Source organism: Dyella sp. PARNA 12/25, assembly GCF_055702865.1.
Map to the genome: position 1 here is coordinate 55,184 of NZ_JBVQCI010000007.1, position 24,559 is coordinate 79,742.

General features: G+C 58.5%; 19 protein-coding genes. 10 read left to right on the plus strand and 9 right to left on the minus strand.

All coding sequences use genetic code 11. The features are described 5' to 3' along the window. Positions 1-19: 19 nt before the first annotated feature. The 3 genes from AC0GUR_RS14325 to AC0GUR_RS14335 are packed head-to-tail and all read right to left on the minus strand — an operon-like array spanning position 20 to position 3,514. Complete coding sequence (locus AC0GUR_RS14325) at positions 20-1,789, minus strand: rhomboid family intramembrane serine protease (protein ID WP_472878171.1); 1,770 nt, start codon at positions 1,787-1,789, stop codon at positions 20-22. Next, the gene (locus AC0GUR_RS14330; protein WP_472878172.1) at positions 1,704-2,336 is read right to left on the minus strand and encodes an HAD hydrolase-like protein; all 633 of its coding nucleotides are present in this window, start codon (positions 2,334-2,336) and stop codon (positions 1,704-1,706) included. The genes AC0GUR_RS14325 and AC0GUR_RS14330 overlap by 86 nt, the downstream gene beginning before the upstream one ends. Further along, on the minus strand, positions 2,336-3,514 hold the full coding sequence (locus tag AC0GUR_RS14335; RefSeq protein WP_472878173.1) for a phosphoglycerate kinase: 1,179 nt from the start codon (positions 3,512-3,514) through the stop codon (positions 2,336-2,338). The genes AC0GUR_RS14330 and AC0GUR_RS14335 overlap by 1 nt, the downstream gene beginning before the upstream one ends. A 149-nt stretch (positions 3,515-3,663) precedes the next feature. On the opposite strand from AC0GUR_RS14335, the gene maiA reads away from it, so the two are divergent. Next, positions 3,664-4,329, plus strand: a complete 666-nt coding sequence (gene maiA / locus AC0GUR_RS14340; RefSeq protein WP_472878174.1) for a maleylacetoacetate isomerase — start codon at positions 3,664-3,666, stop codon at positions 4,327-4,329. Between the two features lie 5 nt (positions 4,330-4,334). Then, a complete protein-coding gene (locus AC0GUR_RS14345) occupies positions 4,335-4,715 on the plus strand; it encodes a hypothetical protein (RefSeq protein WP_472878175.1) in 381 nt (126 codons plus the stop codon). Positions 4,716-4,719: 4 nt separating this feature from the next. Here AC0GUR_RS14345 and AC0GUR_RS14350 read toward each other — a convergent pair whose 3' ends face one another. Continuing rightward, positions 4,720-5,835: a PilT/PilU family type 4a pilus ATPase gene (locus AC0GUR_RS14350; protein WP_472878176.1), complete on the minus strand. Its 1,116-nt coding sequence runs from the start codon at positions 5,833-5,835 to the stop codon at positions 4,720-4,722. Between the two features lie 83 nt (positions 5,836-5,918). Here AC0GUR_RS14350 and AC0GUR_RS14355 point away from each other — a divergent pair, with 83 nt between their 5' ends. The 7 genes from AC0GUR_RS14355 to AC0GUR_RS14385 all read left to right on the plus strand — a co-directional run bounded on the left by AC0GUR_RS14355 (position 5,919) and on the right by AC0GUR_RS14385 (position 18,116). After that, on the plus strand, positions 5,919-6,515 hold the full coding sequence (locus AC0GUR_RS14355) for a DUF4398 domain-containing protein (protein ID WP_472878177.1): 597 nt from the start codon (positions 5,919-5,921) through the stop codon (positions 6,513-6,515). Next, positions 6,512-7,138, plus strand: coding sequence for a DUF4398 domain-containing protein (locus tag AC0GUR_RS14360; protein WP_472878178.1), 627 nt, complete (start codon positions 6,512-6,514; stop codon positions 7,136-7,138). Before AC0GUR_RS14355 ends, AC0GUR_RS14360 begins: the two co-directional genes overlap by 4 nt. A gap of 405 nt (positions 7,139-7,543) precedes the next feature. After that, complete coding sequence (locus tag AC0GUR_RS14365; protein WP_074548679.1) at positions 7,544-7,771, plus strand: YdcH family protein; 228 nt, start codon at positions 7,544-7,546, stop codon at positions 7,769-7,771. Positions 7,772-7,964: 193 nt separating this feature from the next. Continuing rightward, entirely contained in the window at positions 7,965-9,335 is a 1,371-nt protein-coding gene (locus AC0GUR_RS14370; protein WP_472878179.1) for a pyridoxal-phosphate dependent enzyme, read from the plus strand. 119 nt (positions 9,336-9,454) lie between these two features. Further along, positions 9,455-11,284, plus strand: coding sequence for a glutamine--fructose-6-phosphate transaminase (isomerizing) (gene glmS / locus AC0GUR_RS14375; protein ID WP_472878180.1), 1,830 nt, complete (start codon positions 9,455-9,457; stop codon positions 11,282-11,284). 3,164 nt (positions 11,285-14,448) lie between these two features. Next, positions 14,449-16,680 (plus strand): hypothetical protein, encoded by a 2,232-nt coding sequence (locus AC0GUR_RS14380; RefSeq protein WP_472878181.1) that lies wholly within the window; start codon positions 14,449-14,451, stop codon positions 16,678-16,680. After that, positions 16,677-18,116 (plus strand): TniB family NTP-binding protein, encoded by a 1,440-nt coding sequence (locus AC0GUR_RS14385; protein ID WP_472878182.1) that lies wholly within the window; start codon positions 16,677-16,679, stop codon positions 18,114-18,116. Before AC0GUR_RS14380 ends, AC0GUR_RS14385 begins: the two co-directional genes overlap by 4 nt. A 6-nt stretch (positions 18,117-18,122) precedes the next feature. Here the strand turns inward: AC0GUR_RS14385 and AC0GUR_RS14390 are convergent, their stop codons facing one another. From AC0GUR_RS14390 to AC0GUR_RS14410, 5 genes are all read right to left on the minus strand, one after another. Further along, positions 18,123-19,361: a TniQ family protein gene (locus AC0GUR_RS14390; RefSeq protein WP_472878310.1), complete on the minus strand. Its 1,239-nt coding sequence runs from the start codon at positions 19,359-19,361 to the stop codon at positions 18,123-18,125. Positions 19,362-19,379: 18 nt separating this feature from the next. Beyond that, positions 19,380-20,858 (minus strand): TnsD family Tn7-like transposition protein, encoded by a 1,479-nt coding sequence (locus AC0GUR_RS14395; RefSeq protein ID WP_472878183.1) that lies wholly within the window; start codon positions 20,856-20,858, stop codon positions 19,380-19,382. Between the two features lie 263 nt (positions 20,859-21,121). Further along, positions 21,122-21,481 (minus strand): HAD domain-containing protein, encoded by a 360-nt coding sequence (locus AC0GUR_RS14400; protein ID WP_472878184.1) that lies wholly within the window; start codon positions 21,479-21,481, stop codon positions 21,122-21,124. 1,040 nt (positions 21,482-22,521) lie between these two features. After that, on the minus strand, positions 22,522-23,007 hold the full coding sequence (locus AC0GUR_RS14405; protein ID WP_472878185.1) for a hypothetical protein: 486 nt from the start codon (positions 23,005-23,007) through the stop codon (positions 22,522-22,524). Between the two features lie 41 nt (positions 23,008-23,048). After that, the gene (locus AC0GUR_RS14410) at positions 23,049-23,261 is read right to left on the minus strand and encodes a hypothetical protein (protein WP_472878186.1); all 213 of its coding nucleotides are present in this window, start codon (positions 23,259-23,261) and stop codon (positions 23,049-23,051) included. Between the two features lie 186 nt (positions 23,262-23,447). On the opposite strand from AC0GUR_RS14410, the gene AC0GUR_RS14415 reads away from it, so the two are divergent. Beyond that, the gene (locus tag AC0GUR_RS14415) at positions 23,448-23,921 is read left to right on the plus strand and encodes a hypothetical protein (protein WP_472878187.1); all 474 of its coding nucleotides are present in this window, start codon (positions 23,448-23,450) and stop codon (positions 23,919-23,921) included. The last annotated feature ends 638 nt before the right edge of the window (positions 23,922-24,559 follow it).

Here is a 24,559-nt window from a genome sequence, read left to right on the forward strand (position 1 = left end):
TCTCGCAGCAACCACTGGCCTACTTTCGCTTGTCGACAACGGCCTTGATTTCTTTCAAAGCGACTTCGACGTTGCCCTGAGCGGTACCCAGCGTTGCGCGATCAGCCAAATCATTGGAGTTGGCTGCCTCGGCTATGGCTTGAGCCTCGTGGCGACGCGCATCGGTGTAGTGCACCAAGGCCTCGTGCAACGCATAGTCTTTACTGTCTGGAGGAATCGTTTCGGAGGCGAACTCCTGGTACAGCGCCTCCCATTGCGGCATCACCTTACTGGCGAAGGCGGCGGCAAATGCCGTCTGAGACAGGCTGCCGGCTTGGCCCTGTTCGAACAAGGTCTTGGCCTGAGCCAGTAGCGCCGTTTCCCTTGTACTGAATGTCATCAGGCTGCGTTCGAAGCGTGCAGTCTGCTGCGCCTGTTCGGAAGGATGGGCAAGCGGCCACGTCATTGTGAAAAGCGCCGCTGCACCGGACAGCAAGGCCACTAGCAATCGTCCTGGTGCAGGTTGACTCCGATGCTCCGCGTTGAGCGGTCGAGCGAGCAGCAGACCCATAACGAAGCCACCAGCCAGGCCGCCTAGGTGCGCCGCATTGTCGATACCCGAATGCGCAAAGCCATAGAAAAGCGAATAGCCCGCAAACAGCAGTGTGCTGTTGCGATGCTCTGCCATGACTTCCTTGGGCACTTCGTTGCGTGGATTGATGACGAATGCCAACAGGCCACCGAAGATCCCGAAGATCGCGCCGGAAGCACCAGCGCTGTTGACGACAGGATTCCAGAGCAAGCTGACAACGCTGCCGGTCAAGCCTGCGAATACATACAAGAGAAGAAAACGAGCGCTACCGAACAGCCGCTCGATAGTGCGACCGTTCTGATACAGCGCCAGCATGTTCAATGCTAGGTGGATGATGCCGAAGTGGATGAAGGTGGCAGTGAACAGTCGCCACCACTGGCCGTCGGTGGTCAGTGGGCCGTAATTGGACCCGATGTGTATGGCGGACTCACCGGTCGGGGTGATTGGGTTCATCCCCGCCACACACGCAACGATGAATACGATAATGTTTAGCGCCACTAACGTGGGCGTGACCCAAGCGCGAGGGCTGAAGCGATTCAATCGCTGCAGGAAGTCAACGAGCGCCGCCTGGCTGCTGGCAAATTCCGCAGTTTGCTCGTCTGGCAACAGAGACAGAATGGCCAGCGCCTCTGCGCTGTTGGCGGCGGTGAATTGAACCGTTTGCAGTGGTTCATTCGATACGCGACGCTGGAAGCGCACCTTGCTCTCCGAAATCGCGGCGTTGAGGATGTCCTGCCGCCGGATCGTTTGGGTTTCCTTGACGCTGCTAAGGAACGGACGTTTGCGTGCGCCGTTGAGGGTCACCGTTTCGCCATCGAAGGTGATCTGGCCTTTGCCGATCCACTTGGATGCGTCCGCCGGAACTTTGCTGAGTCCTACTTGGTGACCAAAGGTGACCTGGAACGCCGTAGCTGGTCGGTCGGCTGCTGCCGACGCCTGTTCAAGCGCAACCACGGTGTCACCCCCGCGCTCTGGCGCGGCGTGCTCTTGTGTCATATTTGTCTCCCCCAATGGATGCCGTTTCCGACGGCCCGCACAGGATGCCAGTGAGGCTTTGCGGGCGACAATGGGGGGCGCCCTCATGGCGCGTAGAGCGAATGAGGGTGTGATCGCTACCTTGAGGTGGATGCGGTCAGGCGGCCAGCAGTACGGCCAGGTCTTCCGGTGTTGCAGCCAGTGCGTGGGCACCAGCCTTTTCCAGCTCGTGCCGGCTGCCAAAGCCCCACAACACGCCTACGCCCCTCACACGATTCGCCACCGCACCATCGATATCGAAATGGCGGTCGCCAATCATCACTGTTTGCGCTGGCGTTGCCTTGAAATCAGCGAGGGCAGCAGCAATCATGGTTGCCTTCTCGCTGTGCGGGCTGGCCGGGTCCGGACCATATAGACGGCTGAACGCGCCGCCGAATGGCAGATGCTCGATGATCGGGCGCGCATGCCTTTCCGGCTTGCTGGTGACTACGGCCAGTTGATGACCGGCCGCTTGCAGCCGGCCAATCATGGTCTCGATGCCCGGGTATACCGAGTGCTCACGCCAACCGATGGTGTGGAAACGGTCGTGGTAATGCTCCACGGCCAGTTCAATGCGATCGTGGTCGTGATCCAGCAGCGGCGCGAAACTGTGCCGCAACGGCGGGCCGATCCAGTGCCGCAACTCGGCAGGGTGTGCCACACCGAGCTGCGTCAGCGCATGGCGGACGCAGCTGACGATGCCGATCTCCGAATCGATCAGCGTGCCATCGAGGTCGAAGAGGCAGAGCATTACTTACCCGCACGCGCCTTCAGTGCGGCCACGGCCGGCAGTTCCTTGCCTTCGAGGAACTCGAGGAAGGCGCCACCACCGGTGGAGATGTACGAGACATCCTTCTCGATGCCGTACTTGTCGACCGCCGCGAGCGTGTCGCCGCCACCAGCGATGGAGAACGCCGGCGAGGCAGCCACAGCGCGGGCGAGCGTTTCGGTGCCGTGACCGAACGCGTCGAACTCGAACACGCCCACCGGGCCGTTCCACACCAAGGTGCCGGCCTTGGCGATCATCTCGGCATAGCGGCGTGCGGTCTCGGGGCCGATGTCGAGGATCATCTCGCCATCCTTGACCTCATCCACGGCCTTCACCGTGGCAGGCGCATGCGCGGAGAACTCCGGCGCCACCACCACGTCCACCGGCACCGGCACGTCCGCATTGCGGCGCTTGGCTTCGGCGATGACTTTCTTGGCGGCCGGAATGAGATCCGGCTCATACAGCGAGTTGCCTACCGAGTGGCCCATGGCGGCAATGAAGGTGTTGGCGATGCCACCGCCGACGATCAGCTGATCCACCTTGCCGATCAAGTTTTCCAGCAGGGTCAGCTTGGTGGATACCTTGGAGCCGGCCACGATGGCCAGCAACGGGCGGGCAGGGTGCTCCAGTGCCTTGCCCAGCGCGTCCAGCTCGGCCGACAGCAGCGGGCCAGCGGCGGCGATGGGGGCGAACTTGATCACGCCGTGGGTGGAGGCCTGGGCACGATGCGCGGTGCCGAAGGCGTCCATGACGAAGATGTCGCACAGTGCGGCGTACTTCTTCGACAGGGCCTCGTCGTCCTTGCCTTCGCCCACGTTCATGCGGCAGTTCTCGAGCACCACCACTTCGCCATCGGCGACGTCGACGCCGTTGAGGTAGTCGGCCACCAGGCGCACCGGCGCGCCCAGCTTGTCGCCCAGCCACTTGGCAACCGGCGCCAGCGAAGAGTCGGCGTCGAACTGGCCTTCCTTCGGGCGACCCAGGTGCGACAGCACCATGACCTTGGCGCCGGCGTCGCGGGCAGCCTTGATGGTCGGCAGGGCGGCGTCCAGGCGCTGGGTGGAGGTGATGTGGCCGTTCTCGATCGGCACGTTCAGGTCTTCGCGGATCAGCACGCGCTTGCCGCGCAGATCAAGATCGCTCATGCGGGTAACGGACACGGCGGAACTCCTTGCTTGGATTCATGGAAGCGGGCGCCCACAACCTGAGCCGTGGGCGCGAATCGCGTATTGTCCCGCCCGGTCCGCAGCGATGCAAACCACGCGGCAGGTATCCTACTTGGCCAATATTTCCCAAAGAGGACGCGGGCATGAGTCAGGATCTGGTGTTGTACGGCTACTGGCGCTCCAGCGCGGCCTACCGGGTGCGCATTGCCCTGAACCTGAAGGGGCTGACCTATGAGTCGCGGCCGGTCCATCTGGTCAACAACGGTGGCGAACAGCATTCGCCGGATTACCGGGCGCTCAACCCCCAGGAGTTGGTGCCCTGTCTGGTAGACCACGGGCAGGTGTTCACCCAGTCCATGGCGATCATCGAGTATCTCGAGGAGACCCGACCCCAGCCGGCGTTGCTCCCGGCCGATGCGGTCGGGCGGGCCCGCGTCCGCGCCCTGGCCCAGGTGGTGGGCTGCGATGTGCACCCGCTGGGCAATCTCCGTGTGCTGCAGCATCTTGTCGCCCAGTTTGGGGCGGAGGACGGCGCCAAGGGCGTCTGGTCCAGGCACTGGATTGGCGAAGGGTTCCGGGCGCTGGAGACGATGCTGGCTGGCGATGTGGATACCGGACGTTTCTGTCACGGCGACTCGCCGACGCTCGCTGACGCCTGTCTGGTGCCGCAGGTGTACAACGCCCTGCGTTGGAAGCTGCCGATGGACGACTTCCCGACCATCCAGCGCATTTACGACGCCTGTCAGGCGCAGGAGGCCTTCGAGCATGCGGCCCCTGAGGCGCAGCCCGACGCGCCCGCTCAGGGCTGATCGCCATGGCAGGTGCATGGAAACACCTATGGCGATGGCAACGTGGGCGTCAGGGCACGGGCTACGACAAGTTGCTGCTGGGCGGCCTGCTGTGGCCGTTGCCCTGCGACTGCTATCTGTTGCGCTTTCCGGAGGGCACGTCGGTGCCCCCGCATACGGACCGCGTGGCGCAAGGGCGACATTACCGCCTGAACATCATCTTGCGGCCTGCCAAGCGTGGCGGCGAATTCGTGTGTGCCCGGCCCATGCATGCCAGCCGGCGCATCAAGCTGTTTCGACCCGATGTGGAAGAGCACAGCGTGACGCGGATCGAGCAGGGTACCCGCTGGGTGCTGAGCTTCGGTTGGGTGCGGGGCGCGCGGGGTGACACACGCCCCGCGGCCTGATGGATCAGAAACCGAGGCCGTAAGGGTCGTTGCCGACCAGCTCGGTGTTCTCTGCGTTGCCACTGTCGGACAGGCGAATCTTGAGCGCCAGGCCATCGCGCGAGTCGGCCTTGTTGAGGGCCTCGTCGAGTTCGATGCGGCCTTCCTTGTAGAGCCGGTACAGCGACTGGTCGAAGGTCTGCATGCCTTCCTGCAGGCTGCGGTCCATCGCTTCCTTGACGTCGTGCACCTGGCCGCGGCGGATCATGTCGCGGATCAGCGGCGTGTTGAGCAGTACTTCGGTAGCCGGCAGGCGGCGACCGTCCTTGCCCACCACGAGACGCTGGCTGATGACGGCACGCAGGTTGAGCGCCAGATTCATCAGCACATTCTTGTGCGCCGATTCCGGGAAGAAGTTGAGAATGCGCTCCAGCGTCTGGTCAGCGTTGTTCGAGTGCAGCGTTGCGAGACACAAGTGGCCGGTTTCCGAGAAGGCGATGGCCGCCTCCATGGTGTCCGTGTCACGGATCTCGCCGATCATGATCACGTCCGGCGCCTCGCGCATCGCGTTACGCAGCGCCTCGTGGTAGCTGTGCGTATCCAGACCCACTTCGCGCTGGTTGACGATGGATTTCTTGTGGCGGTGCAGGTACTCGATCGGGTCCTCGATGGTGAGGATATGTCCCGACGAATTCTGGTTGCGGTGGTCCAGCATGGCCGCCAGCGTGGTCGATTTGCCCGAGCCGGTGGCACCCACCACCAGGATCAAGCCGCGCGGCTCCATAATCAGCTCACGGAAGATGCTCGGCAGCTGCAGCTGGTCGATGCTGGGAATCTCGCTCTTGATGGCACGGATCACCATGCCCACTTCGCCGCGCTGCTTGAACACGTTGATACGGAAACGGCCGGCTTCCTTGACCGCCAGCGCCATGTTCAATTCCAGGTCGCGCTCGAACTGCGGCACCTGCCCCTCGTCCATGAGCGAATAGGCGATTTTCTTCACCATGCCGCTAGGCAGGCCGGTGTTGCCCAGTGGGTAAAGCTTGCCCTCGACCTTAATGTTCACAGGAGCGCCCGTCGTCAGGAACATATCCGACGCGCCCTTGTCAACCATAAGCTTGAGGAAATAACCAATGTCCACTCGAATCCCCTAATCCCGCGTGCATTGCTAAAGTCGATTATGCCCGCCCACAATACGCTGTGACACTCCGAGAGGACTGAGTGATGGTGCACATCTTTTCCCCGTCGTGGGGCCGCCCCAAGGGCGTCCGCACGGCGGTTTCGACGTTGACGCTGGCTATAACGCTGGCGCTGGCCGGCTGCGCGACCACCCCGCCGCCGGACGGGGCCATGAACCTGGCCCAGACGCAGCTACAGGCGGCCCGTGACGCCGACGCCGCTGTCTACGACCCGATTGACCTCGGGAACGCCCAGGACAAGTTCCAGCAAGCCCAGAACGCATTAGCCAAGCGCGACTACGACGTCGCTGCCCAGCTGGCGGACGAAGCCCGTGCGAGTGCCGAACTCGCACGCGCCAAGGCACGACTGGGGGCTGCCCGCAGCCAGATCCAGAACAAGACAACTGCAAACCAGCAGCTGCGCGACCAGATCGAGCAGACGCTGTCGGACCAGCAACAGCAAAACCAGAGCCAGGCAGCCGGCTTGCCGACCCAGCAGCAGACCATGGACATGCCCGCGCCGACCAGTTCGGCGTTGGGCGAGCCCATCCCCCAGGGGCAGGGTTTCCAGACCATTCCGCAGAACCCGAATCCCGCTCAGCCGGTGCCCCAGTCGAACACTGACCAGGGAGGTCACCTATGAAATCCTTGACCCTCCGACTCTCCGCACTGCTCGTTGCCTTCGCAGCGGCAGGTATGGCGCACGCATCCAAGGACGACATGGATGTGTCGCGGCTGACCAGCAGCCTGGATCAGCTCGCCAGTGATCCGGCGCTAGGTGGCTACGCCCAGGCCGAACAGGCCCGCGCACGCGACGCCATCAACCAGCTTGCCCAGGCGCGTTCCCGCGATCGCTCCCACGCGCTCTACATCGCCGAACGCCGCGTGGATCTGGCGCGCGCCACTGCACAATTGCAGGACGCCCAGCTGCAGATCGGCAAGCTTGACCGCGAACACGACCAGATCCAGCTTGACGGTAGTCGTCGCGAGACCGAGATGGCTCGTCGCGAGCTTGAACGTCAGCGTTTGCAGTACCAGGCGTCGCAGGAAGAGGCGGCGCGTCAGGCCGCTGCCGGCGCCGAGGCGACCGCCCAGGCACAGGCAGAAGCCTCGCAGGCCAAGAAGCTGGCGGCTGCGCAGGCCAAGGTGGCCAATGCCGCCAAGAAGCAGGCTGACCTGGCCGCGCAGGCTGCGCGTGCCATGCGCGCGCAGATGCAGGGCGACAACAGTTCCTCCGAAAGTTCGGCCAAGGATCAGGGCAAGTAAGCTCGCCCGGTTCTGGATCAGGACTCAAGAAGGCCGGCGAACAACACCGCCGGCCTTCCTGTTTTCTATCGGGGCGTGAGACAGGACAGCTTGTCGCGCCGCTTTCCTCGGCGTCTTTGCTGCTGTCGCATAAAAGACTGTTTTGGCAGCTTTTTTTAAGAGTGACACCTGCGGCGACTAGTCCCTTTGTGACGCTTGCATGACCCGGTGACGGGGAGTAGGGTCAAGTTCCCGGGAGGCATCTTCGCCACCTGGGTCACCGACCTGAATCATGCGCTCACCCTTTCCCTCCATCGCACTCCATGGACCGGTTGACCGGCATGGATCGCGGGTGTGTGCGTGTGATTCATCGTCTGCGGGTGCCACTCCCGGGCACCCGCTGTTATCTCCAGAGGAGGTTGAATCATGTTTGAAAACCAGCAGCGTGATGATGTCGAAGCTCTGATGAAGGCCGATGCGGAATTTCGCCGGCTTTACCAGCACCACCAGGAACTCGACAGCAAGGTGCACGATGCCGAAATCGGCGTGCTCCCCATCGATGACATGACGTTATCGGGCATGAAGAAGGAGAAACTCCACGCGAAGGAGCGGCTCCAGCGCATGTGGGACACCCGAGCGCACCGCATCAACTGAATCTGCGAGGTTTCGCATGACCACGGCCCCGGCGCCACCCGTAAGGGATCGGCTTCCGGGGCCGTGACGCGTCCAGGGTTAGCGGACAGCGTTAACCGGCTGGAGTGTAGGGGAGGGGACAGTAAGGCTCGGGTATCATCAACGCCCCATTCGGTCGCCTCTGCGCGGCTGAGGCTTACAGCTAGGAGTCCCCATGACGGTCAACCAAAGTGTCCTCGAACTGATCGGACGTACCCCGATGGTACGCGCGCAGCGCTTGGACGTCGGACCGTGTGAGCTGTTTCTCAAGTTGGAAAGCGCCAATCCCGGCGGTTCGGTCAAGGATCGTATCGGCCTGTCGATGATCGAGGGGGCCGAGAAGGCCGGAAAGATCCGCCCAGGCGACACGCTGGTCGAAGGCACCGCCGGCAACACCGGCCTGGGGCTGGCTCTGGTGGCGCAGCAGAAGGGCTACCGCCTGATTCTGGTGGTGCCCGACAAGATGAGCCGCGAGAAGATCTTCAACCTCAAGGCAATGGGCGCCGAGGTGGTGCTCACCCGCTCGGACGTGGCCAAGGGGCACCCTGAGTACTACCAGGACATGGCGGAGCGCATCGCTCGCGAAACGCCAGGCGCCTACTTCATCAACCAGTTTGGCAACCCGGACAACCCAGCAGCGCATATCGCCACCACGGGCCCGGAAATCCTTGAGCAGCTGAATGGCAAGGTCGACGCCGTGGTCGTCGGCTGCGGCTCGTCGGGCACGCTCAGCGGCCTTTCCAAATTCTTTGCCGAGCACTCGCCGAATACGGAATTCGTGTTGGCCGATCCTGTCGGTTCGATCCTTGCCCAGTACATCAACGAAGGCACGCTCTCGACCAAATCGGCGAGCTGGATGGTGGAGGGCATCGGCGAAGATTTCCTCCCGAGCATCAGCGACTTCACGCGCGTGAAAAAGGCTTACGCGATTCCCGACAAGGAAAGCTTCCTTGTCGCGCGCGAATTGCTGGCGAAGGAAGGCATCCTCGGCGGCTCGTCCACGGGTACGTTGCTGGCTGCCGCGCTGCGCTATTGCCGCGAGCAGACGGCGCCGAAGCGCGTGGTGACGCTGGTATGCGATACCGGCAACAAGTATCTGTCGAAGATGTACAACGACTACTGGATGCTCGACAACGGCTTCATCGAACGCGAGCAGCACGGCGACCTGCGTGATCTGCTGCTGCGCCCGTTCGCCCAGCGCGACACCGTGGTCATCGGACCCGGCGAACTGCTGATGACGGCATACACGCGCATGAAGCTTTACGACGTGTCGCAGCTTCCGGTGATGGATGGCAGCCGATTGGTGGGTATCCTCGATGAATCCGACGTACTCATGCACGTGCACGCGGACGAAGCCAAGTTCCGTGATCCGGTGTCTACAGCCATGATCACTAACCTGCAGATGCTGGACGTGCGATCGCCGATCGAATCACTGTTGCCCGTGTTCGATCGCGGTCACGTGGCCATTGTGGTGGATGGTGAGCAGTTCCTGGGCCTGATCACCCGGATCGATCTGCTGAACTATCTACGCCGCAAGGTGCATTGAGGCAGGGACGCTCACTGACTATGTTGGCGTCAGCAGCGAAAGCTTGCTGAAATCACTGGACGCCAGAGTTGCGGTCCATCGCGGATGGATCGCACTCGTTCGAACTTAGGAAGAAGACCATGTGTGGAATTGTTGCTGCCGCTGCACAGCGTGACGTGGCGCCGCTATTGATTGCTGGCCTGAAGGCGCTGGAATACCGCGGCTACGACTCGGCCGGCCTGGCCGTGATCAACGGCGGAGAGATTCGCCGTGTTCGCGCCAAGGGCAAGGTTCGCGAAATGGAAGCGGAGTATCTGACGAACCCCTTCCCTGGCGGTACCGGCATTGCACACACACGCTGGGCAACCCATGGCGTGCCTAACAAGGCCAATGCGCACCCGCACGTGGCTGGTCGCGTTGCATTGGTGCACAACGGCATCATCGAAAACTATGCTTCGCTGCGCAGTGAGCTGGAAGCACGCGGCCACGTCTTCACGTCTGAAACCGACACGGAAGTCATGGCAGCCTTGATCAACGAGCGCCTTGTCACCGGTAAAACGTTGCTGGATGCCGTGTCGTCAGTTGTGCACGAACTCGAAGGTGCCTACGCCATTGCCGTGGTTAGCGAAGGTGAGCCTGGTCGCGTCATCGGCGCGCGTCGCGGTGCACCGTTGCTCGTCGGCGTCGGTATCGGTGAGAACTTCCTTGGCTCCGACGCGCAAGCGCTGATCCAAGTCACCAACAAGATCATCTATCTGGAAGAGCACGACGTGGTCGAGATCACGCGCGATCATGTGCGGATTTATGATCGCGATGGCAAGGCGGTTGAGCGGGCAGTGCACGAAAGCGAACTCTCCAGTGATGCCGTCGAGCGTGGTGAGTACCGCCACTACATGCAGAAGGAAATCTTCGAGCAGCCGCGTGCGGTGGCCGATACGCTCGAAGCGCGTATTGGCCCCAATGGCGTGCTGCCGAACATTTTTGGCGTGGGTGGTGATGAACTGCTGGCCAAGGTAAAGGGCCTGCATATCATCGCCTGCGGTACTAGCTATCACGCCGGTCTCGTCGCCAAGTACTGGATAGAGGAATACGCACGTCTGCCAGTGAATGTGGAAGTGGCGAGCGAATATCGCTACCGCGAAGCCGTGGTGCCGGAGGGCACACTTTTTGTAGCCATTTCACAGTCGGGCGAAACAGCCGACACACTGGCAGCAATGCGAGAGTCGCGCCGTCGGGGTTATCTCGGCACGCTGGCTATTTGCAACGTGCCGGAGTCTTCGGTTGTTCGTGAGGCAGACCTCAAGCTGATGACGCGTGCGGGTCCTGAAATCGGCGTTGCCTCTACCAAGGCGTTCACCACGCAGTTGGCGGCGCTGGGGTTGCTGACCCTGCAACTGGCCCACCAGCGTGGCCTGGATGGTGCTCGCTACGCTGATCTCACCGCTCAACTGCAGCACCTGCCCCAGATGATTGAGAAGGCGCTTGAACTGGAGCCCCGAATCATCGAGCTGGCCGAGCACCTGATTCATCGCCAGCATGCGCTGTTCCTGGGCCGCGGCGTGCAATATCCGGTGGCACTAGAGGGTGCGCTCAAGCTCAAGGAAATCTCGTACATCCATGCCGAAGCCTATGCGGCCGGCGAGCTGAAGCACGGCCCGCTGGCGCTGGTGGACGAAGACATGCCCGTGATTGCCGTGGCCCCGAATGGCCCGTTGTTGGACAAGCTCAAGTCCAATTTGCAGGAAGTACGTGCACGCGGTGGTGAGTTGCTGGTTTTCGCCGACGGCGAGGCGAGCATGGATGGTAATGCGTCACGTGGCGCCATCGTGCGCATGGATGGCGGCGGCGAATTTATCGCCCCGGCGGTATTTACTGTGCCGATGCAATTGCTCGCTTATCACGTGGCTGTGCTGCGCGGCACCGATGTCGACCAGCCGCGCAATCTCGCAAAGTCAGTGACGGTTGAGTAATTGCCGCCATTGACTTGCAGCCGTGGTATTTGCGAATAGTTGGTCCAACTAGGTAATAGTTGGACCAACAGAAAAAGGTTGGCCAACAAAAGCTGGTCCAACTAGCTCGTCAGGCTGAGTTATCGTCTGGCCAAGCAGCGTCTGGCTTTCAGGGTGTGTGACAGCTGATTCCGTGGAAGTCAGCTACGGGTTCAAATCTCGCCGTCTCGACCAGTTCAGCAATTGGGTTCAAAGGGTAAGGTTCACCAACCCTGCATCCATCTGCAGAGTGCTATATCGAACCGCTGCAGCGGGGCAACGGCGTAGTCGAGGCACCCCAGGTAACCCCTATGGTCCCCCGTGAGGCTTTGCTCCGCATTGACTGGATACCATCCTGCTGGGGCAAAACCGAAAGAGCGGCCTAGGGACTTATTAGTAGAGCCGTCTATGTCCCAGCGTTCGATATTTCAATGAACTCCATAGCGGACTTCCGACTCCACAAGTGGTCAATGGGATTCATTCCGAGACTGCGGGCAATCTTCGCTACATAGCGTGCACGCGATTGCATCTGGTTCGCAGGGATCTTTGGAAGTCCCGGCCAATCGGACAGGCGGACCGAAGCGTCGAACCTTTCCCAAAACCGAAAGTCGGGTTGGGGCTCCATGTGAAAATTCGTGAAGTATCTGACCTCGGCATGTGGCGACCAGCGGAGGAATTGCCATACCGCCTCCAAGAGGGCTTCCTGGCCGAGATACAGATGAGGCGAGCGTGCGATGCAATCCGGAAGCATGAGCATCAGTGCCTCCTCGTACTGGCGGTCGATAGACCGGCCCGCTCCACGAAGCTGAGCTAGCCGCATGCGACCGATAATCGCGAGTAGCGAATATGGTGTCCGCAGGTTTGCAAGCTGCTGGACTACCTCGGGTGTATCGGGACGCTCGCTAACATAGGTACGCCATGACGTATGAGCCTCCCAGACCAAATTCCGGGTCCCCCCCTGGGGCAAGGTATTCAGAGCGTTCAAAATTCCATCTTGCTCAAGGCTCGCGTCGCAAAGGATCGCGGCAATAGGATGGCGTTGCCACCAGGATAGATTCGAATCTGGAAAGAGGGATGAGATCTTGTTTACCTGGGAATCATGGATCTTTCCCCCATTGCGCGGACCATAGAAGGTTCCTCGCAACTTATCGTTGCCTGCCATATTCCACTCGCGACCATAGATACGGCGCTCGACGTCGTTTGGCTCCCAACTGCCTGCAATAGTCGCCAGTTCTGCGTAAGTGCCTGCTGATTGCATCGCAGTTAGCAGGCCAGGAGTGGACGTCGGAGGCCTAAATCTTGGATACGGGTTACCTGGCCATGGTGAGGTAAGGATTCGAGTCATGAGTACCCTGACCGCTCTCAGCCCATTGGACGGCTGATCGTATAAGACGATGCGCGCCTTCGTCTCCTGGCTATTTGATAGCACCCAAGTGCATCCGCCGTGCGCTATGAACTTCCGGTGGTGCAGATTCATAGAGACAGTTTGATCGGCGGTCGATAGGGTCGTGCTGGGTCAGAAGATACAAATGCCATGTCTGGACCAGTCTGCTACCTCCGAAACGAGTTACTTGAGCTCTATGGCCCGTTGATCGGGGGGGAGGAGCTAATGCGCGCTGCTGGGTTCAGGACCGCGAACGCGTTCAAACTTGCAGTACGCAGGGGGCGCGTCGGATTTCACGTATTCCAGATAACGGGACGACGGGGTCAGTTCGCCCGGACGTCCGATGTCGCGGAATGGATCGATTCCATCGGCCATAAAACTTCCGTGAAGGAGCTCGATGAAGGGGGCGAGCAATCACCGCGCGCCGCACATACGCGATCGCGCGAGATTCAAGCCTAAAGGAGGGGGACGCGACGAGAGGACCCTGAAAAGACAGAAGCCCAGGTCGAAGGACCCGGGCCACTGGCGTTAGCAAACGTCTGCTTGGCGGCTAGACGGTGTCAACGCTAGATGGGATAGCTTTGCCTGTCAATAGGCGGTAGTCCTCGTCTGCACCCGTATATGGTGCGACACCCGGCATGCACTGAACCTTGCGGATCAATGGATCCGCATCTGTCCGCGACAGCGGCCATGCGCTTCCCATCGCGAACGGCTCTTCGCGAGCGAGATCGCCGGCGCTCCGCGCCGCAGCAGGCCTGTGGTATCAGCATCACCCAAGGTGGTGCCGACTGCGAAGATGATCATGCACCGCTGCTCGAGTGCTGCCGGCATGGCCTCGGAGTCGGAGGTGTCGGATGACAGAGAGCAAGGATCTAAGAGCCCTGGCGGACGCCATTAGTTCAGGACGTGGTATCGGCACGGGCGACAAATACAAGCCGTGGATACAGATCACCAGGCGAAGATCCTCGCCGTGCTCGAACCTCAATCTTGGCCCTGTTCCCTATTTAAAAAGGCTCACGCATTTCTTGTCGCGCGGGGAGCGCGAGTTTGCCCTATACCTGTGGTGGTTGGGTGCGGAGGACGTTCGCGAACAGTATCCGCTCTGGCCGTGGCCGCACGCGCACCCAAAAGTTCAAATTGGATTCCGGACATCTTCACAACCTCATCCTGGAATCCGGGCCGTCGCTGCAGAGGCCGGTATTCCATTGCGTGCATATCGGGGTACCACAACCTCAGACATCATGACTATCGACATGATGGTGACGGTGCCGGAAGCAGTGAACTCGGCACGCATTATAGGGATCAGCTGTAAACCGAAATCGGTTTTGAAGGGTGGATCACCCACCGACCGAGACATGGAGCGCATCGAGTTGGACAGGCGGTATTGCGTTGCTGGGGAGATTCCATTCCGCCTGGCACACCCGGAACAACTGTCGTCCAAGCTACTAGTCGCGCTCCACGCGATATCTCCCATCGAGTCACGCGCATCGTTGAAGCAACTCATAAATTCAGCGAACTATCTCCGGTACACAGACATTCTCCAGCGCACGGCTTATGGCCGTCCCGCCTGGGTGGCGTCAAAGGAGGCCGGCAAGAAGGTCGGATGGTCGCCTCCTGAGGAGCGGCGCGCGTTTCATATCGCGATTTGGTGCCAGCACGTCGATCACGACTTGTCATGCGGAATGACCCCGACGAGGCCCCTTGTCGCCGGGGGAGTCGCTTTACGTAGTGAGGGGCGCAGGCGATGGCTGGAGGTCGGCATATGACTTTACGCGAGAATATCGTTATCAAACCTGGCATCGGTCAGTCTCCAATAGGGTGCCCGCATCGCGTGTTGTTGATTGACAACGAAGCTGGAAGCGCGGTGATTATTGAAATTGCCGGACTCCAAAATGAGGCTGGCAAACGATCCAAATATGCGCGTGGGCCGAAACTGATTGAACTTGCCACACTCGAAACCGCGCTCAACGAGGGGACAGTCGCAGAAACGAAATACCAAACGCCAGGCCACTGGTCTGTCTTAGACCAAGAGTACGTGGATGCGGCTTCTAGTAGCTCTGAGAAAGAGAAGAGAATAAGGCGACTTGCGCAGAGGGATGCGAACTGGAATCTACTCGCGCCACTTCTGAGGGGCTTGCCCGTTCGTGATATTGCACGAAATACCACGGCCACTCGCTCATCGCTGGTAAGACGAGCCAAGGAATGCAAGCGCGATCCAACAACTTTGTATCGCCTTCTAAATATCTACCTGGCTAGCGGCGGAGTAAGGAATAGTCTGATTCCCGAGACGCATCGCCGCGGAGGACCGGGAGTCATGAAGGTCCATAGGACCAAGCTAGGAAGGAAATCTCGTCTTGAGAAGAGCGGCGGCACAGAGGAGATGGGCTATGTTCTTCAGGATGGCGACAAAGAACGGCTTGCCATTGGGTACTGCCTGATTGGAAGAAGAACAAATGAAGCAGATGCTTATCGTCTGACATGCGCTTCATACTGGTCAATGATCAGAGACGATGGCGCAATCGAGCTATTTCCACCCAACCGACGGCCGACGCGTTCTCAGTTCCGGTACTGGGGGCGCAAATTAAACGGATGGGAACATCGCCGGCAACGTGTTGGCTTAAAGCACCTGGGTGGCCGCGTGACACCGGGGTGCGCGCAGGACCAAGTATGCGCTGTCGGTCAAATGGGAATGCTTGACTCAACGAGCAACGATGTCTACTTGGTATCCATGTACTCGCGGTTAAAGAAGCTCCCGCCGATGCACTATACGCTTCTGATGGATGTTCGATCGACAGTCGTATTTGGGTTCTACGTGGGATGGGAGTCGCCAAGCACGTGGACGGCGCACCAGGCGATCTTGTGTGGTGCGGAAAGTAAGGTCGATATATGTGCCCGCTTTGGTATCACCATCGCTGACGGGGATTGGCCATCTCTCCTTTGCAAGCTGATCCTTGCCGACAACGGTGAAATGAAATCGGAGGCAACCGCTCGTGCGGAAGAGGAATTTCGGTTTGCGTTGGAATATACCAAGTCTTGGAGCGGACAGAGTAAATCGACGGTCGAATCCCAGCATCACACTATGCACAAGGAGGTTGATCACAAGTTGCCCGGTACGACGCACGGAAAGCAACGTTCGCGTGGCGAACAGCACCCCGCGTTAGAGGCACTGTGGAACTACGCGGAATACATGCGAGAGTTCCTTCTGGCACTCATCGAATACAACAACGAGGAGGTGGAACATTTGGCGCCAACGGAAATGTTGGTTGAGGGCGTCCGTCCAACACGCATCAGCATATTAAAGTGGATGATGGAAAGGAACATGCGTGCGGACCTTACGTACGATCTTGCCCACCTACGAGCCTTCATGATGCCGCCGACCAAGGCGGTCATGACCAAGCGTGGAATTCGTTTATTGATGGCTGACGGTCGAACCCTTGTGCCGGATGTGCGGTTCTATGCAGAGGAGTTAGAAGGCTCAGCACAGTTCAAAGAGGCCGTCGATACAAACCGTGGTGTAGATATCATCATTCGGCAAAGCGAGATCGACTTGAGTCGCATCTGGTTTGCCCTGCCGGACCGCGGCTTGACGAGTATACCTAACGTCAGTTCAGACGATGATTTCAAAGAACGATGTACCGTCGTCGACTTCTTGCAGAGGGTCGAGGAGCGCGCTCTGGCCAAGGATAAGCAGCGTGGCGACGAAGATCGACAGGGTCTGGAGAAACTTGAGCGCAGGGAGGCGATCACAAATCGAGGTAAAGCGGAGCTGGCAGAGGAACTAGCTGGGAAGCACAAGAAGCCATCAAAGAATCAAATGATCAGCAATTTACGGAAGAACCGCGCCGAGGAGATGCGGTCTCTTCAGAAGGCAGGCAGCCCGAAGACGGAAGATGCACAGGAAGCGTTACCTAGGGAGACTTTGGCGGGAGCTGAGAATCATAACGACGCTGCCTCTGACGCTATGGATGCGTTCATGCGGGAATACGCAGCATGAGAGTCAATCGGCGTGACCATCCTGAGTTGGTTGCTGGTCCTAATCCCCTACTCGAAGGTCTTGCTCCGTTTGTACCTTTGAAAGGCGTTCCAGCCGCACTTCGTAAAGAACCGCTCGCCGACATCGACTGGCGTAGTCTTCCACCCGAGCAGAGGGAGTCGCTGCTTGTGCTTTGCGATTCGCACTATTGGCCAATCGCACCTCATGTTGGCGTCGCTTCTGATATTCAGCTCATGTTGCGATCGGGATTGGTGCAACGAAATCCAATGTCGCTAGAAGAGCAGCGACGAATCAATATGCTATCGCTAGCGGAGAGCGCGGAGAAGGTATCTCTACAGACCTTGAGGAAGCGGGCCGGAGGCTCCATCTTGGCCGCGATAACCGCAATGGGAAAATCCACGCTGGTCGAAGTGGTGTTGTCGGTCTTAGCGCCACATCAAGTCATCGTTCACGGTTTAAACAGAGATTGTGGCTGGTCTTCACTGGTACAGGTGGCGTACCTCATCGTCAATGCGCCGAGCAATGCGACGAGAAAGGGGTTATTCGCAGCGATCATTGGGGCGCTGGATGCACTCATTGGTACAAATTACGCGGCCGATTTGAAGCGGCAGAAGAATCTCGATGAAGCCATGGTCTTCGTAGCGAAGGTACTGTCGTTTCATCGTGTTGGTCTGTTGGTGATCGACGAGAATCAAGCGAGCACCCTCGCCGAAAATGTGTGGGGTGATGAGTTCGTTCAGTACTTTCTTGGCCTTATGAACCTTGGCATACCAGTCTTGCTTGTGGGTAATCCGTTGGCGTTCAGCGAGCTGGGTGTCAGCGCACAGCTCCTTCGACGTTTCGTGACGCATGGCTGGCATGAGTTTAAGCCTGCAACGAAGGGCGATGAGAGGTCTTGGTGGAATGAACAGTTCCTTCCCGGGATAACCCGTTTTTCGCTTTGCGAGGAAATCCCTTCGTTGGGCGAAATACGAGACGCGACATCAAGTCTTGATGGGGGCATACCCGGCATTTTCTTAGCTATCTGGAAGGAAGCACAAAAAATTTCCCTTCGTCGAGGCGGTAGGGTGGCTTGTCTTACCGCCCTAGATCTCGCGGCCGCGGCTTCTAGTCCTGGCGTCGCGAGGCTACTTGACATTGTTCGAGCCAATGAGAACGGAAATAGGAGCGCTCAGTTCGTGGACTTGCCGCAGGATTGCACGTCACCGGAACAGGGCGGCGCCGTGGCCATGACGAGTGGGGACTCCGTGGGTGGCAAAGATGCGCTGCGTCACGTTAGGCACCGATTGAAGCAGCAGGAATCACGGCAAAGAAATAAGAAGGAGCGCGACCTGGCCGTGAGTAAGGGGCTTTCAGAGGAGGACCTTCGTCGTGGGGCGGATGCACTAGCAATACTAGCTGGAGAGCAATCTGATCAAGGCGAACTCGATGTTTAACGGCCTTTAGCTGATTCGAGATGGTCGTTTGTCGCGTCGCCGTTGAAGTTCATTGTGAATCCAAGATTGCCTGGACCAATCCAGTGCACGGAAGACTTCTTCGAGAAGATGGTCAGGGATTCGCTCGATGGCTCTCCAGATACCTCCTCGATGAACACGGGCGGCTCTTGCCACGTCGACAATCGTCTGGTCTGTCAAGAGAAGCGGCGCTAGTGCGCCGGGTAACCCCGCCTCCAGGAGGAACGTGCGTAATCGGGTTTGCAGGGGAGGCACAGGGCATTTCGCATTCTGCTGGTCAAACTCCAGTCTAAGCTGGTGGTTTCCGTCGTCGTTCGGCGGTGGAATTCCAAGTGCGGTTGCCGCCCCCAATACGATGAGCTTCTGCGCCAACCACGCGGGCGCCGAATTATGCGAAAGCTCGGCATAAATGAAGTCGTCCCTTATTTGTGACCCCAGTGCATGTTTGATATCAGAACTGCCTGCGGACCATGTACGGCGAATGATTCCCTCAATCGCGACACGCGCGGAAGCTATATCCCCAATTTGGGTCGTTACGTAATCCATGTAAGTGGCCCACGTGCGACTGTCTAGAACGGGCAGTTCGCCGTCGAATACCTGCTTCCATAGTTCAAGATACGTCGAATGGCCGTCCGACGTGGCCCAAGCTGCAAACCGAGGCCGGTTAGTTGTCTTGCCGCGCGGAAGGATGTACTGCCACATATTTCCAGCGTTGTCGCCTAATGCTTCCTCATTCAGTGGATGACCATGTAAGTGGCAAAAATGAAGGGATGGTATCTGGTGAAGAATACGCCATTGGCCAAAGCCGAAGAGTTCAACGTCTTCCGCTACGCACTGGTGGCATGAGCGAAGATGTCTAGTGATTAGTTGGAACGGACGGCGAGGGTTTGTGTATCGTAAGAGTGTCTGTGCGCTATGTGATCGGCTTCCGGCAATGAGGGATTTGCTCCAAGCTTCGGCCAGTACCGGAGAGAGTGCTCTCGAGTAGACACCAAAGAGTGTGTGCTTCAGCAGAACATCTCCAGGTGACACTGAGCCACCAAAGACCCGATTGGCAACTGTGGATACATTCTCACCAAATAGGTTTCTCTTCCTTCCACCGTTCGCACCGTACAGATCGATGAGAATATCGTTCTTGTTCCTTCCAGTTTGAAGGTAGCGAAAGGCAATCAGGGTGAACAGCAAGGATCCTGGGCGAAGATAGGGCATATAACCTAGTGTTCTCATCGACACGGGTGGCCCTCCTTACGAGCGCCGGCTTGGCAGCCGCCCGAAACGGCGTATAGCCTCGGAAAGCCATGGCCGATCATTCCGGTAAAGCCATGCGTAGCCGTTTCCATGTTGCTTCCGAAGTTCGGATAGTGGCGAGCTTCTGTTCATCTTGCAGGTGCGCGTGAAATTTGCGCGTGCGGTTTGCATTTTGTGGAAGAGCATGCACTTCTTCCGATCTGATTTCAGTCGATCGTCGGCCCCTAGAACTCGATTTACGACTGTGGTTGAGACACCGGTCGACGTAGCGATCGTCTTGATTTGCTCACCTCGGACTAGCTGCTTTCTGATTTTCGCAATGTGCGTTGGGGTTACCGACTTGGTCCGGCTGACGTAAGCTATGCCGAGGCGTTTGGCCCACTGGACACCCGTTGTTGTCGACACGCCGATAGCCTTTGATGCCGTGGTGATCGATCTCTTTTCCCGGGCTACGAGGTAGCCGAACCGTTTGATCTCTTGATCGTTCGTTCTGATTTCCTTCCCCTGAGAATGGGACAGCACAGGTTCGGAATTAGAATTGCAGGCCCGAATGAGCTCCTCCCAACTGTCAGTAATCGCGCCGACAAGGAGGAGATGCTTAAGAGGATGACCTGGTCGCGGCCTTTTTCTGGAGAGTGAGGCTGCCAACCCTGGCCAGTCGTTGCCGACGGAACTCAGCGGGGCCATCCCAGGTAGCAAGTCCAGACCCCGATAACGTTGGCGGATCAGCGAAACGATTTGCCCAATACGCAAGTTTCCGTGAGAGGTCGCCAAACCTCGCTCCCGAAGCAGTCGCTGATATGCACTTGCCGCACGTACAGGGCTGAGGTCGCCTGGCGGAAGCGCCGCAAATTGTTGAGAGTCGCGAGCTAGTCTGAGTAGAACCGCCATCGCCATGTCACTGTGAATTTTTACCTCGAATGTTACGCAGTCCTTGGTATCTGTCGGAGTTAGCCAGTACCGGCGGTGGACCGGTGTCACACTGTCCACGAGGAAAGTCAGGGGACGAGCGTGTCTTGAGCACACAAAGCTCGAGGGGTATTGATGTTCAAGGTGCCAGTACGCGTATCCGAGCCGCTCCTTCTCCTCATAACAGCAGTCCCGACATAGTTTCAGTGGATGGTGTCCGCCGACGCGACTTGCAGTTATCCCTAGTCTCATCTTCAGACTCGGGATGGATCCTGTCGTGACGAGATTTATGGTTTCCTCAGACTCGACGCCGTCGATGTTTGGCAAGAAGTAACCCAGGAGCGTATGGCGGAGGGCCAGTTCACGAGCGGTGCCAAGGTGCCCGCGAGTTCGCTGTGTCAAAGTCCAAATATGCCCAGGGAAGTCATGCGATAGAGCAGCGTATGGAGCGTCGAAGAGCTGAAGGCTAGTTTGGTGCGCAGAAGTGCCGCAGTTTAGCTTGTGTACAAGACCGCACCAGCTGTAAAGAGTTTGGTCCGCTAAAAGCAGTGGCAGGATGGTTGGCATAATGCATACCTCCTCCGGGCCTATCAGTTAAGCACGGCTTGAGGTGCGCGGTGCGTCCGCAATGAAAAATGTTGTTGAACTAATTATTCTCAGAGGCTTGCGCAATATCTCGCAACAAGCCGATCGTTTGGCCGGAGCGGGTACGCCGTCCAACCCGTTGCGCATAGAAATTAAGTTTGCGCGCTTTGGCTATCTAAGTTTGCTTGCGCCGCCGCGGGCAAAGCGTTCCTCGAGCTGCAGGCGCACTTGCGTCTCGCTGAGGCCTAACGAGGGATCGCAGCGCACCAGGTGCGCTTGGGCACTCTCGGGCCATCCTTCGCGTCGTCATCGAGCGCCGGCCATTGTGCGGGCTTGCGACGGTCCACATCCCCAAGGATCTGATGGTAGCGCGTCGCTTGGTTGAACCACCAAAACACAAGCTCCTGATCAAGCTTGAATCGGCTGTGCCAGGTGGCACCGATGACCCGGCCTTGCAGCGCGAGTGGCAGCCGCTTGACGGAGTAGCCAAACCCCTTTACTCGCACCCAGCTGTTGGAGAGCACAATCTCGACCTCCGGATACGGCGCGAGCACGCGGACAAGGTCTTTCGCGTACTCGAAGAGGTGGCCCGGCCCGCGCAACACGGGGCAGTTTTTTGAGATCCAGCCAGACGTTGTCGTGATGAAGCACGCCGTCAAAATCGAGATAGAGGATCACGTCACGCCTGCTGCAGGGTCTGCTTCGGGCCAAAAACGGGCGTGCACAGAACTAGACTCTTAACCTACAAAGCCGGACTCGATGGATGGCAAGTACCCCAGAACGTTTTCCAATCGACCTGCCGCTACCAGTTCCTAGGCGCACTTCCCCCCAAATGTGGGGATTGGTTCGTTCAGCCATTTATTGGAACGAGCGCGGGCTCCCATCGCGGCTTCAACGGCGGCCACCAGCCGCCGTATACTCAGTTCATCAATTCACGCCCGCTGAGACATGGTGATCCGTCCGGCCAAGAATTGACCCATACGTTCAAGGTACACCTTAGCCCTGGATACGGGTCGGAAGCCTATTTCGGGGTCGTGGTTGAAGCTTCGCGTGCAATATCCGCCTTGGGTCGTAAGCGGTCCTTCCGTCGACATCAGTGGTTAATTACCTTGCTGCAACTACCGGAATTTGTCGACGACAGAGTTGGTTGAGCAAGCGGACGTCGGGACGGCGCATCGCTGCTTTACCGTGTCGCATTCATAAGGAATCACAAAGGCCGCAAACGCTGCACCCTGACCCGATAGTGGTCGGTCCCTCAAGGCCGCATAGAATTCATCGTTCCGGAATCCGAGTGGTATCGCCGTACCGCCTATCATGGCGTGCAGGCGATCCTTGAGGTATTTACCCCAGGCCAGACCACACTCGCAGCGCCGCGGCCGAAGGGATAGCCGCACTATGTCACCGCACTGCGCACAGAAGATCAGTTTCATGTTCTTGCTCCGCCTTCGGGCTGTGAAAGCAACGTACCGCCCAGCCGTATCGGGAGTTGCGACAATCATGGAATTGACCTAGCTTTCCCAGACAGGAATTCAAACGATTTCCACAGATGGAACGTCTGTTTTGTCAGCGCGAAAAGAACCACCATCGCCTCTAAAAGTCTACAGCCAGAACGGTCCGCTTCGGGTCGGAAGCAGACGTAAGAATCTCATCGCCCCTTCGGCTTCCAACGCGCCTTTGGCACGTAGGGAACCCGTCCTGTCCCATCATTGACGGTGATAACCTTGTGCCCGAAACACTCCAAAAAGGCGACCATGCAACCCGGGCCGCCGAACGGGTAACTTTGCGGATTGAATAGCAAGTGGTGGCTGTGTCCGCGATCCTCGATGGTAATCAAGTCGTACTCGCCATCAGCAAGGGAATCCAGCATAGATCCGAGATCCCACTGCGGCCCTGGCAGCAAGTGGCGTTGACCCGGTGGTGTTCCAAACCACATCGCCGACCACTCCGCTCGCTCTTCTTCCGACGGACTCCAAAAGAACGACCTATCTGCATCAGTTAGCTGTGCGGAGAACACCGAGTCGTCCAAAGTCGCCCCTTCGTTCTTCGAGGCTCGAATTTGTTCGAACAACGCCGTTGTCCGGGCCAGCGTGGCAGTGTCGACTGGCACGAATTCGACCGAACAGCAGTCCATTCTCTCCCCCTGTTAGGTCCGCTACGGGTCGGGAGCGAACCTTACAGCCACATCAAATCAGTGATCTGGCCTTGCAGCAATTTAAGCTCACCGGTGCCTGGCCCGCCGTAGTTCTCCATCTGACAGACAAGATTTGGCCAGTACCAACCTTCGTCAGTCCACTCCAACGGTGCGCTCAATGGACCGGCAAGAATCTCGGCTGCACCATCGACTGTTCGCACCTGCATCAAGCAGCTGGGGCTCTTAAAGAGCATGAGATACAGATTTCCGCCCTTCGGATCTGGACCGTAATAGCGCACATCCGGCTGGCCGGGCTTAAGATCGGTTTTGCCCTAGACCGCGAAGGTCTGCTTCCGACCCATTGCGGACACTGCGGGTAGTTCGTCGGGTAACGAGTGTGCCTGACCAAAGGTGTACTCAGATATCTTCGGAGGAGTCGAATGAAGGCGTTTGCTATCGCAGCTTTACTACTTCTCGGCTCTACTTCGAGCGAGGCTCAAGACACTACTTATAAGAACCCCGTCGACGGCAAGACATATGTCGCGCCGCAAGGGTGGGTAACTTACAAGTCGGACGCCAAAGCTACGGAGAACAACGAAAGGGTCAAGATTTTGAATGTTCGACTTCTTCAGGACCAAGAAGAGATGGCCTCAAGGTCAACTCCCGAGGATCTTGCAGACTTCATAAAATCGACCAATGGGGTTGCAGCTGAAGTCTTTTCTTCATACAGCAAGCGAGCGGTATTGCTGACACAGTTCACCTGCACGCCCGGCAAATGTGAAGCAAAGATCGCCTCATCAGGCGGCCCGCCTGACGATCTGTTGCAGTCCTACTACGACAGGCTTGTCAAATTGCCACCGCCACGGATTTCGGGCGAAATCAAGTTTCAGGTCACGATTGGCGTCAATTCCTGATGCATTTAATGTCCGCTTCCGACCGAGGCTGTGTGAAAACGCGCGAGGCCATCTTTGCTTGATCATTTTGTGCGCAAAATTGTCCACGTACGCGAAGTTCTAAGTCACTCGTGTTTTGTGAGCGACGTAGATTTCGCGCAGGAGGCCCATGTGCCTGAGATGGTCTGCGTTTTCACACAGCCTGGACCCAGAGCGGACCTAATGAAGGGAGGCCATGGTGAGTTATCTGAGCGAACTAAGGCGGCGGATAAACCGGGACGATGGGAAACTTCTTCAAGTCGGAAATCGCCCAATAGGGTGGGTTGAGGGAATCGGGCTTGTTCTGTTTGTCGGCGGCATTTTTCTGTGGCAGCTCCACGAAGAGATCGGGCTCAACGGGATCAGGGCAGCTGTCGCGGGTTCGGTCGGGTTCCTGTTGTGCATTCTCGGGAATGCCGGGAAAGGCACAGATTCAGGCGTTTGACCTACAACTTCCGGGCGTCAGCTTCCAATCTGCAGCGGACATGCCGATGCATATGGCGCTATATATCCTGCCTCTAGTTCGTGTTTCTGGAAGAGCGTTAGCCTTTATTGCAGGCACCCTTCTAGGCCATATGACGGACTAAATGACGTATGGACTCGGCATCTGGCGGGGCGGA

Excerpts from the sequence above, each read along its gene's own strand:
- AC0GUR_RS14415 (WP_472878187.1), top strand. The coding sequence starts at position 23,448 with ATGAAGGCGTTTGCTATCGCAGCTTTACTACTTCTCGGCTCTACTTCG.
- AC0GUR_RS14405 (WP_472878185.1), bottom strand. The coding sequence starts at position 23,007 with ATGGACTGCTGTTCGGTCGAATTCGTGCCAGTCGACACTGCCACGCTG.
- AC0GUR_RS14390 (WP_472878310.1), bottom strand. The coding sequence starts at position 19,361 with ATGAGAACACTAGGTTATATGCCCTATCTTCGCCCAGGATCCTTGCTG.
- AC0GUR_RS14385 (WP_472878182.1), top strand. The coding sequence starts at position 16,677 with ATGAGAGTCAATCGGCGTGACCATCCTGAGTTGGTTGCTGGTCCTAAT.
- AC0GUR_RS14345 (WP_472878175.1), top strand. The coding sequence starts at position 4,335 with ATGGCAGGTGCATGGAAACACCTATGGCGATGGCAACGTGGGCGTCAG.
- AC0GUR_RS14360 (WP_472878178.1), top strand. The coding sequence starts at position 6,512 with ATGAAATCCTTGACCCTCCGACTCTCCGCACTGCTCGTTGCCTTCGCA.
- AC0GUR_RS14355 (WP_472878177.1), top strand. The coding sequence starts at position 5,919 with ATGGTGCACATCTTTTCCCCGTCGTGGGGCCGCCCCAAGGGCGTCCGC.
- AC0GUR_RS14410 (WP_472878186.1), bottom strand. The coding sequence starts at position 23,261 with ATGCTCTTTAAGAGCCCCAGCTGCTTGATGCAGGTGCGAACAGTCGAT.
- maiA (WP_472878174.1), top strand. The coding sequence starts at position 3,664 with ATGAGTCAGGATCTGGTGTTGTACGGCTACTGGCGCTCCAGCGCGGCC.
- AC0GUR_RS14365 (WP_074548679.1), top strand. The coding sequence starts at position 7,544 with ATGTTTGAAAACCAGCAGCGTGATGATGTCGAAGCTCTGATGAAGGCC.
- glmS (WP_472878180.1), top strand. The coding sequence starts at position 9,455 with ATGTGTGGAATTGTTGCTGCCGCTGCACAGCGTGACGTGGCGCCGCTA.
- AC0GUR_RS14330 (WP_472878172.1), bottom strand. The coding sequence starts at position 2,336 with ATGCTCTGCCTCTTCGACCTCGATGGCACGCTGATCGATTCGGAGATC.
- AC0GUR_RS14370 (WP_472878179.1), top strand. The coding sequence starts at position 7,965 with ATGACGGTCAACCAAAGTGTCCTCGAACTGATCGGACGTACCCCGATG.
- AC0GUR_RS14380 (WP_472878181.1), top strand. The coding sequence starts at position 14,449 with ATGACTTTACGCGAGAATATCGTTATCAAACCTGGCATCGGTCAGTCT.
- AC0GUR_RS14395 (WP_472878183.1), bottom strand. The coding sequence starts at position 20,858 with ATGCCAACCATCCTGCCACTGCTTTTAGCGGACCAAACTCTTTACAGC.